This is a genomic window from Geodermatophilus sp. SYSU D00965 (assembly GCF_054050075.1).
Window position 1 is genome coordinate 1 of the sequence record NZ_JBJGYQ010000046.1, and the last position, 12,835, is coordinate 12,835.

Here is a 12,835-nt window from a genome sequence, read left to right on the forward strand (position 1 = left end):
CGGCCCCCCCCCCCCCCCCCCCCCCCCCCCCCCCCCCCCACCTACTGGGCGACGGCGCGCCCGCCGGGCGGGGGGGGGGGGGGGGGCGGCGCCCCCCCCCCCCCCCCCCCCCCCCCTCCCGGTCGCTGTCGGAGTCAGTCGCGCTCCTCCAGGGCGCCCATGTAGGCGGTCACCTCGGCGGAGACCCGGATCTCCTCGAACGTGGGTGGCTCCCACTCCTGCGCTGCGGGCAGGCTGACGCGGTCATCGCGGTCCACGGCTGTCACCTCCCCCCGGACGACTCGATGCCCTCGGGCAGGGAGAAGACGAACAGCGCCTGGCCGTGGGGGCCGCCCATCATCCCGGGCAGGAACCCCTCGACCCAGGCCCCCCAGCCGACCGGCACGGCGATGTACTGCTTGCCGTCGACGCTGTAGGTGCACGGGCTGCTGTGGTGGCCGCTGCCGCAGTTGAACTGCCACAGCTCCTCGCCGCTGCGGGCGTCGAGCGCGACGAACTGCCCCGACGGCGTGCCGGCGAACACCAGGTCGCCCGCGGTGGCCAGCACCGACGCGCACATCGGCAGGTCGTTGCGCCAGCGCCACGCCTCCTGGCCGGTGGCCGGGTCGAAGGCCGTGATCGACCCCGTCATGTCCTCGGCGTCCACGACGACCGCGGCGCCCCAGTACGGGATGCTCTCCTTGAACTCGCGGCGCCGGCGGGCGACCGTCGCGCCGGTGTCCTGCACCGGCACGTAGAACAGCCCGGTCTTCTGGCTGTACGCCGCGTGCGTCCACTCCTTGGCTCCGGCCGGGCCGGGGTAGAAGTGGACGTCCTCGCCCTCCGCCTCGGGGTAGATGCTCGCCGTCACCAGGCCGTTCGGGGTGATGTTGCCCCAGGTGATCCGGTCGACGAAGGGGAAGATCCGCACCCGCTCGCCGTTGGTGCGGTCCAGGACGAAGGCGTAGCCGTTCTTGTCGAAGTGGGCCAGCAGCTTGCGCCCGTCCTGCTCGAACAGGATGCACTCCATGTTCGAGTCGTAGTCCCACAGGTCGTGCGGGGTGCACTGGTAGTGCCAGCGGATCTCCCCGGTGTCGACGTCCACCGCGATCACGCTGTCGGTGTGGAGGTTGTCCCCTTCCCGGACCTCGCCGTCGAAGTCCGGTGCCGGGTTGCCGGTGCCCCAGTACAGGAGGTTGGTCTCCGGGTCGAAGGTGCCGGTGATCCAGCAGTTGCCCCCGCCCCGCGCCCAGGCCTCGCCCTCGGCCGGCCAGGTCTCCGACCCCGGCTCGCCGGGCTTGGGCACCGTGTAGCAGCGCCAGACCCGTTCACCGGTCTCCATGTCGTAGGCGTCGAGGTGGCCGCGGACGCCGAACTCCCCGCCGGAGCTGCCGACGACGACCCGGTCCTTCACCGCCAGCGGGGCGATCGTGAGGCTCTCGCCGGCGCGGACGTCGCCGCTGGTCACGTCCCACAGGCACGCGCCCGTGGTGGCGTCGAGCGCCAGCACGTGGGCGTTCAGGGTGCAGACGAACACCTTGCCCTGCGCCACGGCGACCCCGCGGTTGACGTTGCCGCAGCACAGCGAGGTGTCGAACGGGATGGCGTGCTTGTACTGCCACAGCAGCTGGCCGGTCTTCGCGTCGAGGGCCCACACCCAGCCGTCCCACCCCGTCACGTACATGACGCCGTCGACGACGATCGGGGAGTTCTCGAAGGCGTAGGTCGACTGGCCCGCGTGCAGGCTCTGCGGGGCGAAGCTGAACACCCAGGCCACCTTCAGCTGCGTGACGTTCTCGGTGTTCACCTGGTCGAGCAGGCTGTACCGCTGCCCGTCGTAGGCGCCGTAGTAGGTGAGCCAGTTCTGCGACTCGGAGCGCGCGTCGAGGAGGCGCTCGTAGGTGACGCCCTGCGCCACCGGGGGCGCGGTCCCCGTCGCGGTCGTCAGGGAGCCGAAGTTGACGGCCGGCGGAGCTTCTCGGTATTCGATCGTGGTCATCGACTGCTCCTGTCTACGGTCGGGGCTGCGGCGGGCGGTCGAGTCGGGCCGACGCGGGGACGTCGCCCATCACGACGATCGCGCCGATCAGTCCCCGCCCCTCGTCGTTGCCGACGTTGGAGCTGAACCAGTAGTAGCCCGGGCCGTCGAGGGTGACGTGGACCTTGCCCCGCGTGTAGTTGGGCAGCCAGATCCACTGGCTGTCCCCGTTGCTGGGCACCAGCGCGCAGTGGGTGTTCTGGTCGTCGTTGACGAACTCGATCTCCAGTTCGCCGCCGTGCGACATGACCAGGACCGAGGGGTCCCAGACGAGCTGGTCGGGTGGGATCCGGATCGTGGCGCTCATCCGGCCGCCGGTCCCCTCCTCGGCCTGGGCGACGTTCCCGTTCGCCAGCAGCCGGCCCAGCGTCCCGTCGTTCTGCCTGTCCAGCCCGAACTTGCGCAACAACTCGTTCCGGTCCGGTGTGAGGGTCGCCAAGGACCCCACCTCCTCGTGGTGGACGTGTCGGCCGGGGCCGACGCGGTCTCCCTGCCGCCGCGCCGGAGGCCGTTGGAACACCGTCCGCCGGTGGCTAGCCTCGGATCAGGCGACCGCGGCACGATCCTGGGATCGGTCTTCCCCCCAGCCCTAGGGGATCTGGATGAACGGCGCGAAAGAGCCGACGACCGGCGCGTCCCCCGCGACGAACGGGGCGGCGCTCTCCGACGAGAGCCTCCGGCGGATCGCCGCGGCGCGGGAGGAGTTCGCGGCCGGCGCGGACGGCGTCCACGGCGTCCGCCCCGAGATCCTCGTGTCCTGGTACCGCTGCCGTGAGGAGTACGAGGTCAGCCCGGAGCTGGAACGGGCGCCGGCCGCTGCCGAGGGGACCCCGCACTCGATCGAGCACGACGTGGTGTTCGCCGAGCTGGGCGGCCTGGCCGCCGCGGCGGCCCGGGAGGCCGGCGACGACGCCCTGGTCAGCGTGGCCGACTGCGACGGCCACGTCCTGGCGGCGTGGGGCAGCCGGCGGCTGCTGACCCTGGCCGCGGACAGTAACCTGGCCACCTGGTCGGCGTGGTCGGAGCGGGCCAGCGGCACCAACGGCATGGGCACCGCCCTGGAGAGCCAGCACCCCGTCCTGGTCCGGGGGCCGGAGCACTGGTGCCAGGGGTTCCACCCGTGGATGTGTGCCGGCGTCGCGGTGCGCGACGTCGTCACCCACGACCCGCTGGCCGCCCTCAACATCTCCCGCTGGCGCACGCCGCTGCCCGACGCCGTCCTGCCGTGGCTGCGCGCCGCCGCCGCGGCCACCGAGGCCACGCTGCGCCGGCGGGCCCGGCACACCGGCACCCTGCTCGCCGCGGCCCTGGCCGACGCCCGGGAGGCACCGGGGACGCCGCTGGCCGCGGTGGACACCGTCGGCAAGGTCGTGCTGGCCAACACCGAGGCCGCCGTCCTGCTGGGCACGCCCGCGGACGCCCCGGCCTACGCACCGTCGGACCGGTGGATGCCGCAGGTCCCCGCCGTGCTGGAGCTGACCCGGCGGGCGACCGCGCGGGCCCGGCAGGACGCCGGGTGGTGCGGGTCGACGCAGCTCTACGTCCCCTTCCTCGACCAGCCGCTGCCGGTCAGCGTCCGGCCGGTGTTCGACGGGTCGCAGGTGATCGGCGCGCTGCTGGCCTTCCGCGCGACCGACGGCGCCGGCTCCCCGGAGCTGCTGGGCGACGCGGACCCGGGGTTCCCCGGCCCGCACGCGTTCCCCGACCGGGTCGTCGCCCTGCGGGACGCCCGGTGGGTCCTCCTCGACCCCCGGGAGATCCGGTACGCCGAGACCGACCACGACAACGTCTGGCTGGTGAGCGACCAGGGCCGGCTGCTGGCCGCGGTCCGGGGCCTGGACCGCCTCGAGCAGCAGCTCGGCGGCCGCGGGTTCCTGCGCGTCCACCGCCGCTTCCTGGTCAACCTCGGCCGGGTGCGGGAGATCGAGCCGGGCTTCAAGGGCGCGCTGTACCTGTCCACCGACACCCGCCGCCACGAGACCGTGCCGGTCGCCCGCAGGCACGTGCCGCGGGTCCGCCAGGCGCTCGGTCTGTAGGCGCCGGGGTGAGCGCCTCCCTCGACCGCGCCCGCGAGCTGCTGCGCCACTCCCCGCTCGTCGACGGCCACAACGACCTGCCCTGGGCGCTGCGCACCCGGTTCGGCGCCGACCTGGACCGGGTGGACCTCGCGGCGCCGGTGGCGGGGACGCACACCGACCTGCCGCGGCTGCGCCGGGGCGGGGTCGGCGGCCAGTTCTGGTCGGTCTACGTCCCGGGCGCCCTGCAGGGCGACGCGGCGGTGACCGCCACCCTGGAACAGGTCGACCTCGTCCACCGGATGGTCCGCCGCCACCCCGACCACCTGGAGCTCGCGCTCACCGCCGACGACGTCGAGGCCGCGTTCTCCCGCGGCCGGGTCGCCTCGCTGCTGGGCGCCGAGGGCGGCCACTCCATCGCCAACTCCCTGGGCGTGCTGCGCGCGCTGCACGCGCTCGGCGTCCGGTACCTGACCCTGACGCACAACGTCAACGTCCCGTGGGCCGACGCGGCGACCGACGTCCCGGCGGTCGGGGGGCTCAGCCCGTTCGGGCGGGAGGTCGTGCGGGAGATGAACCGGCTGGGGGTGCTGGTCGACCTGTCCCACGTGGCGGCGACCACGGCCCGCGACGCCCTGGCGGTCGCCGAGGCGCCGGTCGTGTTCTCGCACTCGGCGGGCCGGGCGCTGTGCGACACCCCCCGCAACGTGCCCGACGACCTGCTGCGCGGGCTGGCCGCCAACGGCGGCGTGTGCATGGTGACGTTCGTGCCGGACTTCGTCTCGCCGCGGTGCCGCGCGTGGGCGCTGGGGCTGCGGGCCGAGGTCGAACGCCGCGGGCTCGACCCGCGGGACGCCGGGGTCCGGGCCGCGGTGGGCGCCGAGTACGAGGCCGCCCACCCCCGCCCGCACGCGGTGCTCGCCGAGGTGGCCGACCACGTCGAGCACGTCGCGGAGGTGGCCGGGGTCGACCACGTCGGCATCGGCGGGGACTTCGACGGGTCCGACGACGTCCCCGACGGCCTCGAGGACGTCGCCTGCTACCCCGCGCTGGTCGCCGAGCTGCTCGACCGGGGCTGGCGCCGGGAGGACTGCGTCCGGCTGGTCGGCGGCAACGTGCTGCGCGTGCTGCGGCAGGCCGAGGCGGTCGCGCGGTGCCTGTCCGCCCGGCGGCCCCCGTCGACGGCGCGGCTCGAGGACCTCGACCGCACCTGACCGCCACCCGCCGCGACGTCCCGGCCACCGTCGCACGGTGGCCGGGACGTCGACCGGTCCTCCCCCGGTCAGGGGGCGCCGGCGGTCACCTCCCCGCTCCGGACGGCTCGGGCTCCCGGCCGGACCCGGACCCCGACTCGGCCGGCGCGGCCAGGACGGCGCGGCGGGCCCGGTTGGCCACCGTCGCCACCAGCCGCTCCAGCGGGCCCTGCCCCATCCAGCGCTGCCAGAGGACGCCGAACACCAGGGCACCGACCACCAGGGTCAGCCAGAGCGCGAGGTCGTCGTCGCCGAACAGCGGCGTGGCCAGGACCACCGCGTGCGCGGCGTAGACGGTCAGCGTCATGGCGCCGGCGACCCCCACCGGCCACAGCAGGCGGCGGACGCCGGGGACCTTCGCCAGCAGCAGGACGGCGCCCAGCACGGCCACCGCGGTGCCGGTGGTGTGCAGCATGTCCAGCGGGGTGCCGGAGTGGTGCACGCGCAGCGCCAGCCACCACCACGACGGTTCCAGGCCCGCGTCCCAGACGATCTCGGTCGGGGTCGTCCCGTCGTCGCTGACGGCGAGCAGGGCCTGCAGGCCCCCGAGGCGCCCGATGAGCACCTCCGAGGCGAACCAGGCGGCGAGCGACAGCACCAGCCCGCCGCCGAGCAGGCGGACGGCGACCTTCGAGGAGGACAGGTCCAGCCGGCCGATGGCCAGGCCCACGCAGATGTAGGCCAGGTACGTGACCGCGGGGAAGGTGCCGGTCACCAGCACCAGCGCGGCCAGGTCTCCCGGGTGGGTGAACGGGGAGGTCAGGACCGGATAGGGGTCGAACGCGTCCTCCAGGCCCAGCTCGTCCGCCGCCATCAGGACCAGCGGGCCGATGACGACCAGGGCACCGGCGATGGCGACGAGGGTGCGCGGCCGCAGGCCGATCAGGGGGATGGCCAGCAGGAAGAACGCGCCGTAGAAGGTCAGGATCATGCCGAGTTCCTCGGGCGCGACGTACCCGAGGGCGAGGCCGATGGTCCCGATGCACAGCGCCCGGACGGCGATGTTCGCCCGGGCCGCCCGCCGGGCGATCCCCGCCACGGGGCGGCGCCCGCCGGAGAGGAAGGCCAGGCTGATGCCGGCGACCATCACGAACATCGTCGCCGACCGGCCGATCACCGTCATCCCGGCCAGCGTCGGGCGGCCGTCGTCCCCGATCGAGGCCTCGACGACGTTGGCGGCGAGCATCGAGATCAGCGCGACCCCGCGGGCGATGTCGACGCCCTGGAACCGCGCCTTCGGCGGTCCGCCGGGCGGCGGCGGGGTCACGACGGGGGCGAGGGTCGCGGCGGGCGCGTCAGCCACGACCCACCTCCCGCCCCGCGGTCGCCACGATCTCGGCGGACGGTGTGCACGGCTTCCTCGACATACACGGTCTCCTCGGTTCGAGTGCTGGAACGACTGGTGCCGGTACGGCTGGTGCCGGACCAGCGATGGGTGGTGGTGTCCGGGATCTGCCGGTGGTGCGGCGCCGACGGCGCCGTGCTCACGCGGTGCGGCGGGCGAGGGAGGACGGCACGCGGGCCGACCGGGTCTCCGACCGCAACCGGGTCCGCGGGGACTGGTTGGCGTAGCCGGCCGGCAGCGTGTTGCACCGCCGCGCCTGGATGACCGGCTGGCTCCACGGGTCCGGCTGCGCGGCCATGTGGACGTGGACGATGCCGTCGGCTGGGTCGTAGGTGTTCATCGCGATCTCCCCGGTGGCGTTCCCGGAGTGCTCTCCGGGAACGGTGGTCTGTCGAGTTCTCCTGGGGAGAAGACTCGTCGGACCCGGACCCGCGGGACATCGCGCTGACCCCCCTGCCGCCTCCGCGAACCCCCGTTCCCCGGCGGGGGCAGACCCCCCGGCGGGGCGGGGGTCACCGCCAGGCGCGCAGCCCCGGCGACCACGACGCCGGGCCCTGCCACGAGCGTCGCGGAGCCCGCGGGACGCGCCGGTCCGTCCCCGGGCCGGCCGGCGGCCGGGGCGCCGCCGTGCACACCTGCAGCACGGCGAGCAGCGCGGCGAGCTCCTCCGCCGTGGGCTCGCCCTTGCTGATCGAGACCAGTGCCGGGTCCACGCGCGCCCCCGTCAGAGCGGCACGTTGCCGTGCTTGCGGTGCGGCAGCACCTGCCGCTTGGAGCGCAGCAGCGCCAGGGACCGGATGAGGACCGCGCGGGTGTCCCGCGGGTCGACGACGTCGTCCACCAGGCCGCGCTCGGCCGCGGCGAAGGGGGTCATCAGCCGGTCGGCGTACTCCGACACCAGCTCCGCCCGCGTCGCCTCGGGGTCCTCGGCGGCCGCGATCTCCTTGCGGAAGATGATGCTCGCCGCGGCGTCGGCCCCCATGACGGCGACCTCGTTGGACGGCCAGGCGAAGGAGAGGTCCGCCCCGACGGCCTTGGAGTCCATGACGATGTAGGCGCCGCCGTAGGCCTTGCGGAGGATCAGCTGGATCCGGGGCACGGTGGCGTCGCAGTAGGCGTAGAGCAGCTTCGCGCCGCGCCGGATGATCCCGGCGTGCTCCTGCTCGGCCCCGGGGAGGAAGCCGGGGACGTCGACCAGGGTCACCAGCGGGATGTTGAAGGCGTCGCAGGTCCGGACGAACCGGGCGGCCTTCTCCGCGGCGTCGATGTCGAGCACCCCGGCGAGCACCGAGGGCTGGTTGGCCACGATGCCGACCACCGCACCGCCGAGCCGGGTCAGCGCGCAGACGATGTTGCGGGCCCACTGCGGGTGCAGTTCGAGGTAGTCGCCGTCGTCCACGACCTCGGCGATCACGTCCCGGACGTCGTAGGCCCGGTGGGGCTGGACGGGGACGACGTCGAGCAGCGCCTCGCAGGACCGGTCCGCCGGGTCCGACGACGCCGCCGCCGGGGGCTCCTCCTGGTTGTTGGCGGGCAGGAAGGACAGCAGGTGGCGGACGTCCTCCAGGCAGCTCTCCTCGTCGTCGGAGACGAAGGTGGAGACGCCGGTGCGGGTCGCGTGGACGGCCGCTCCGCCGAGGTCCTCCGGGCTGATCCGCTCTCCGGTCACCGCCGCGACGACGTCCGGGCCGGTGATGAACATCTTCGCCGCGTCGCGGACGGTGAAGACGAAGTCGGTGAGCGCCGGTGAGTACACGGCCCCGCCCGCGCACGCGCCGAACACGACCGAGATCTGCGGGATGACCCCCGAGGCGCGCACGTTGCGCCGGAAGATGCCGCCGAACCCGGCCAGGGCGTCGACGCCCTCCTGGATGCGCGCGCCGCCGCCCTCGTTGAGCCCGACGATCGGCACGCCCATGGACTCGGCCAGGTCCATCACCGTGTGGATCTTGCTGGCGAAGACCTCCCCGAGCGCCCCGCCGAAGACCCGGGGGTCGTGCGCGAAGACGCACACCCGCCGACCGTCGACCGTGCCCCAGCCGGTCACCACCCCGTCGGTGTCCGGACGGCGGCGCTCCATGCCGAACCCGGTCGCCCGGTGCCGGGCGAAGGGGCCCACCTCGACGAAGGAGCCCTCGTCGAGCAGCAGGTCGATCCGCTCCCGCGCGGTCAGCTTCCCGGGGGTGCGCGGCCGCGTCGACGCGGCCGGTCCCTCCACCGCCTCGCGCCGGCGGCGCGCCACCCGGGCGGTGGCCTCCCGCAGGGACCCGGGTGGCTCCGGCCGGGCCGGTGGGGCCGGGTGCGCCGCTCCCTCACGGCGGGGCCGCAGGGGCGTGACCGACGCCTGGTGCGTCCCCTCGCCCCGGTTCCTCGTGTGGGGGTGCGGATGACCGGCGTCCTCCACCGGCCAGGCCGACCCGTTCCACCCGTTCGTCAGCACGCGCTCTCCTCAGTTCTCCAGGTGACCGTCGGCGGCGGGGCCGGTCACACGCCCGACGTCACCTGCCGGTTGACCAGTGCCACGAGCTCCGCGGGGGTGCTGCACTGCGCGGCCTCCCGGAGCAGGGGGATGCCGCAGCTGCGCTCCAGCTCGGCGATGACGTCCTGGAACTGCGTCGACCCGAGCCCCAGGCAGTTGGCCCCGGACCGGGGCTCGACCGCCGCTCCGCGCGACTCCGGTCGCTGCTCCCGCCGGCGCACGGTGTCCACCACGCCCGACAGCTCGTCGAGGGTCAGGACGCCCGGAGGCGCACCGTCCGTCCTCCCGCCGCGCCTCGGGCGGGGCAGCGCGTCGCCGCCGACGGGGGTCGCCGCAGGAGGACGTCCCAGCGACTCCACGGCGGCCCTCAGCGCGCAGACCGAGCCCAGCGGACCGACGTGCACGACGCGCTCCGCCGCCGCCTCGAGCGCCGGGGCAGCCGCCGTGAACCCCTCGCAGCTGCCACCGGCGAACACGGTGGTCGCCGTGCCGCCGGCGTCCCCGACGAACCACGCCTCCACGGTGTGCACCCCGAACGCGGCCAGGCGCGCGGCAGCCGAGAGGACGAAGACCGGGCCCGTGGAGGAGGGCACGACGACGATCCCGCCGTCGCGCAGCGTCTCGCCCACTCCCCCGAGGTCGAACAGCACCTCGTCGGCGGCCGCCTCGTCGGGCACGGAGACGAAGACGAGGTCGGCCGGCTCGGCCGCGTCCGCCGGGATGCGCGCCGGCTTCGCCCCCGTCTCCACCATCGTCGTCACCGTCCAGGCGTCGCGGTCGTGCACGGTGACCTCGAACCCGTGGTCGAGCAGCCGGCGGGTGACCGTCCGCCCGGTGGCCCCCAGGCCGATCACACCGACACTGGTCGTACGGCACATGACGTCTCCTCGTTCGGGTGTGGACGTTCGGTGGGTGGGCACGCTGCTGCGCTCAGCCATGGCGGCGCAGCTCGGTGAAGAAGTCGTCGACGACCCGCAGGTCGCCGGCGCGGGTCACCTCGTCGTAGACGTACTTGCCGACGGCGAGGTCGAGCACCCCGAGGCCGAACGGGGAGAAGACGACCGGCCGGTCGGCCGGCACGGTCACCCGGCCGGTGAGGACGTCGTCGAGGGTGCCGGTGAGGAAGTCGCGGCTGCCGGTGCGCTGCTCGACCAGGTGCGGCGAGGTGTCGGCCTTGAGGCAGTGCTCGACGTCGTCGACCACGTTGGCGCAGGTGAGCAGGATCTCGGGGTCGAGGTCGCGCAGGGACACGTGCAGGACCAGCGGGTCGTGGTCGAACCAGGACCGGTCGGAGACGTGCGGCGTGCCGGCCACGGTGGCGAAGACGACCAGGTCGCTGGAGCGGATCAGGTCCTCGGCGGTGTCGTGCACGGTGATCGTCGCCGCCGTCCCGGTCCGCTCGAGGTAGCCACGGAAGCCGGCCGCGCTGGCGGGCGCGGTGTCGTGGACGCCGATCTCGTCGAAGGTCCAGCCGGTGCCGGCCAGGAAGGTGTGGATGTAGCGGGCGATCAGCCCGACGCCGAAGAAGCCGACCCGGGTGGGCCGCGGCCGGCCCCGAGAGAGCCGGTCGGCGGCGAGCGCGGCCGAGGCGGCCGTGCGCGTGGCGTTGATGACCGAGGCCTCGAGGCAGGCGAAGGGGTAGCCGGTGTCGTGGTCGTTGAGGATCAGCACCGCCGACGCCCGCGGGATCCCGGCCGCGACGTTGTCCGGGAAGCTGGAGACCCACTTCAGGCCGTCCACCCGCACGTCCCCGCCGATCGAGGCGGGCAGGGCGATGATCCGGGACGACGGCCGGTCCGGGAAGCGCAGGAAGTACGACGGCGGGTTGACCGAGTCCCCGGCGCCGTGCAGCCGGTAGGTGGCCTCGACCAGGTCGACGACCTCCTTCTCGCGGCCGGCGAGGGCCTGTTGCACCTGCCCTCCGGAGATGACGGCGAACGACGGCACGGCGGTCGGGTGGGGCACGGGGGTCTCCCTGGGGTCGGGTCCGCGGGTGGCCGTCACCGGGCCACCTCGACGGTCGGAGCGGGGTCGGTCAGGTGCACCGGGTCGGTCAGGTGCACCGGGTCGGCCAGGCCGACGAGCACCTCGCGGGGGCCCTCGAACGGCTGCCTGCCGTGCGCGGTGCGGGTGTTGTCGACGAGCAGCAGGTCGCCGGCCTGCCAGGGCTCGGCCACGGTGGCGGCCTCGTACGCCTCGTTGATCGTCGCGACGACGTCGGCGCCGATCGGGTCGCCGTTGCCGAAGCGGGTGGTGAACGGCAGCCCGTCCTCGCCGTAGACCTCGACGAGGTACTCGCGGATCTCCGGGGCGAGGGTCCACTCGTTGAGGAAGGCGACCTGGTTGAACCAGCACCGCGCCCCGGTGACCGGGTGCCGGACCACGGCGCTGCGCCGTTGCCGGGTGCGCAGGCCGCCGTCGGGCTGCCACGCGAACTCGATCGCGGCCGCCCGGCAGTACCGCTCGACGGCGGCGGGGTCGTCGGTGCCGAAGGCCTCGGCCCACGAGGCGCCGATCTCGTCGTTGTAGGTGCGGGTCAGCAGCCAGCCGTGCCGCTCGAACCGCTCGACGAGCCCGGGCGGCAGCGCACCGAGGACGGCCGCCGCGTCGGCCAGCGGGGTGGCTCCGCCCGCCGTCGGCGCGACGAGGCAGGCGAACAGCAGCAGCCCGGGGAACTCCAGGGCGTAGCTCTGCTCGTGGTGCATGCACATCTGCTGGTTCGCCGGCCAGGGCGTGGTCGAGTACACGCCGTCGACCGCCGGCTCGCGGGGCGCGAACGCCTCCCGCTCCGGCACCAGCCGGTCGGCCAGCCGGCCGAGGACGGCGGCCACGGTGCCGGCGTCGGCCAGCCCGAGGCCGCGGACGAGCAGCGCGCCGTGCTCGGTGACCGCCGCGCGCACGGCGTCCCGGTGCGCGGTCGCCCAGCCCGCCGCGTCGCCGGTGGCCCCGACCTCCACGAGCGGAGGGCGGCCGGGCTGCAGGTCCACGGCGGGCAGTGCTGCCGCGGGGTACGACGACACGTCGGGGTCCTCCGGTCGGGGTGCAGGGGCGGCGGTCACCGGGGTCCCACCGATGCGGGCCGGCACGTCGCGGCGCCGGTGGCAGCCGGTTCCGGGGGCGTCGCGGGGAGGCCGGGACCGCCCGAGGACCTGGCGTCGACGAGGGTGGCGAGGTCGGCCAGGACGGGGTGGGCGACGACGTCCTTGATCGAGACCGCCCGGTGCAGGGCGATCGCCAGCTTCACCGCCGTCAGCGACGTGCCCCCGCGCTCGAAGAACGAGTCCTCGCGGCCGATCTGGTCCTCGGCGATGCCGAGCACCTGGGCCCAGGCGGCGGCCACCCGCTGCTCGGTCGGCGTGGCCGGGGCTGGTGCGTCGCCGTCGACGGCGGCGAGGTCCGCGGCGAGGGCGGTGAGCGCCTTCTTGTCGATCTTGCCGTTGGCGGTCAGCGGCAGGGACTCCTGCCAGTGGACGGCCTTCGGGACCATGTAGACCGGCAGCGACGCGGCCAGCCGGGCCCGCAGCTCGTCGACCTCCAGCGGCCGCGGGCCGGAGTAGAAGGCCACCAGGTGCCGGCTGCGGTCGGCCGCCTCGGCGACGACCACCGCGCCGTCGCGGACGCCCGGCGTGCGCAGCAGGGTGTTCTCGATCTCGCCGATCTCGATCCGGAAACCGGCGATCTTGACCTGGCTGTCGCGGCGGCCGAGGAACTCCAGCTTGCCGTCGG

General features: G+C 74.7%; 13 protein-coding genes. 2 read left to right on the forward strand and 11 right to left on the reverse strand.

Features of this window, described 5'->3' with window-relative positions; all coding sequences use genetic code 11:
* Positions 1–134: 134 nt before the first annotated feature.
* The 3 genes from pqqA to ACI789_RS24240 are packed head-to-tail and all read right to left on the reverse strand — an operon-like array spanning position 135 to position 2,456.
* Positions 135–257 carry a pyrroloquinoline quinone precursor peptide PqqA gene (gene pqqA, locus ACI789_RS24230; protein ID WP_456916732.1) on the reverse strand — a complete coding sequence of 41 codons (123 nt, stop codon included), beginning with the start codon at positions 255–257 and terminating at the stop codon, positions 135–137.
* A 5-nt stretch (positions 258–262) separates the two neighbouring features.
* Positions 263–1,978, reverse strand: a complete 1,716-nt coding sequence (locus tag ACI789_RS24235) for a PQQ-dependent dehydrogenase, methanol/ethanol family (protein WP_457012107.1) — start codon at positions 1,976–1,978, stop codon at positions 263–265.
* A 13-nt stretch (positions 1,979–1,991) separates the two neighbouring features.
* Complete coding sequence (locus tag ACI789_RS24240) at positions 1,992–2,456, reverse strand: MSMEG_3727 family PQQ-associated protein (protein WP_457012108.1); 465 nt, start codon at positions 2,454–2,456, stop codon at positions 1,992–1,994.
* A gap of 163 nt (positions 2,457–2,619) precedes the next feature.
* Between ACI789_RS24240 and ACI789_RS24245 the strand changes: the two genes are divergently transcribed.
* Both ACI789_RS24245 and ACI789_RS24250 read left to right on the forward strand, forming a co-directional pair.
* Positions 2,620–4,053 carry a LytTR family transcriptional regulator DNA-binding domain-containing protein gene (locus tag ACI789_RS24245; RefSeq protein WP_457012109.1) on the forward strand — a complete coding sequence of 478 codons (1,434 nt, stop codon included), beginning with the start codon at positions 2,620–2,622 and terminating at the stop codon, positions 4,051–4,053.
* Positions 4,054–4,061: 8 nt separating this feature from the next.
* Complete coding sequence (locus ACI789_RS24250) at positions 4,062–5,246, forward strand: dipeptidase (protein WP_457012110.1); 1,185 nt, start codon at positions 4,062–4,064, stop codon at positions 5,244–5,246.
* Between the two features lie 85 nt (positions 5,247–5,331).
* Here ACI789_RS24250 and ACI789_RS24255 read toward each other — a convergent pair whose 3' ends face one another.
* From ACI789_RS24255 to ACI789_RS24290, 8 genes are all read right to left on the reverse strand, one after another.
* On the reverse strand, positions 5,332–6,588 hold the full coding sequence (locus ACI789_RS24255) for a heparan-alpha-glucosaminide N-acetyltransferase domain-containing protein (protein ID WP_457012111.1): 1,257 nt from the start codon (positions 6,586–6,588) through the stop codon (positions 5,332–5,334).
* A 181-nt stretch (positions 6,589–6,769) separates the two neighbouring features.
* Positions 6,770–6,970: a hypothetical protein gene (locus ACI789_RS24260; RefSeq protein WP_457012112.1), complete on the reverse strand. Its 201-nt coding sequence runs from the start codon at positions 6,968–6,970 to the stop codon at positions 6,770–6,772.
* A 172-nt stretch (positions 6,971–7,142) separates the two neighbouring features.
* Positions 7,143–7,343 carry an acyl-CoA carboxylase subunit epsilon gene (locus tag ACI789_RS24265; RefSeq protein ID WP_457012113.1) on the reverse strand — a complete coding sequence of 67 codons (201 nt, stop codon included), beginning with the start codon at positions 7,341–7,343 and terminating at the stop codon, positions 7,143–7,145.
* 11 nt (positions 7,344–7,354) lie between these two features.
* Positions 7,355–9,070 (reverse strand): acyl-CoA carboxylase subunit beta, encoded by a 1,716-nt coding sequence (locus ACI789_RS24270; protein ID WP_457012114.1) that lies wholly within the window; start codon positions 9,068–9,070, stop codon positions 7,355–7,357.
* Between the two features lie 44 nt (positions 9,071–9,114).
* Positions 9,115–9,987, reverse strand: a complete 873-nt coding sequence (locus ACI789_RS24275) for an NAD(P)-binding domain-containing protein (RefSeq protein WP_457012115.1) — start codon at positions 9,985–9,987, stop codon at positions 9,115–9,117.
* 52 nt (positions 9,988–10,039) lie between these two features.
* A complete protein-coding gene (sbnB, locus tag ACI789_RS24280; protein WP_457012116.1) occupies positions 10,040–11,074 on the reverse strand; it encodes a 2,3-diaminopropionate biosynthesis protein SbnB in 1,035 nt (344 codons plus the stop codon).
* 35 nt (positions 11,075–11,109) lie between these two features.
* Entirely contained in the window at positions 11,110–12,129 is a 1,020-nt protein-coding gene (locus ACI789_RS24285) for a TauD/TfdA family dioxygenase (protein WP_457012117.1), read from the reverse strand.
* A 35-nt stretch (positions 12,130–12,164) separates the two neighbouring features.
* Positions 12,165–12,835 (reverse strand): phosphopantetheine-binding protein (locus ACI789_RS24290; protein WP_457012118.1); only part of this gene is annotated, 671 nt, incomplete at its 5' end.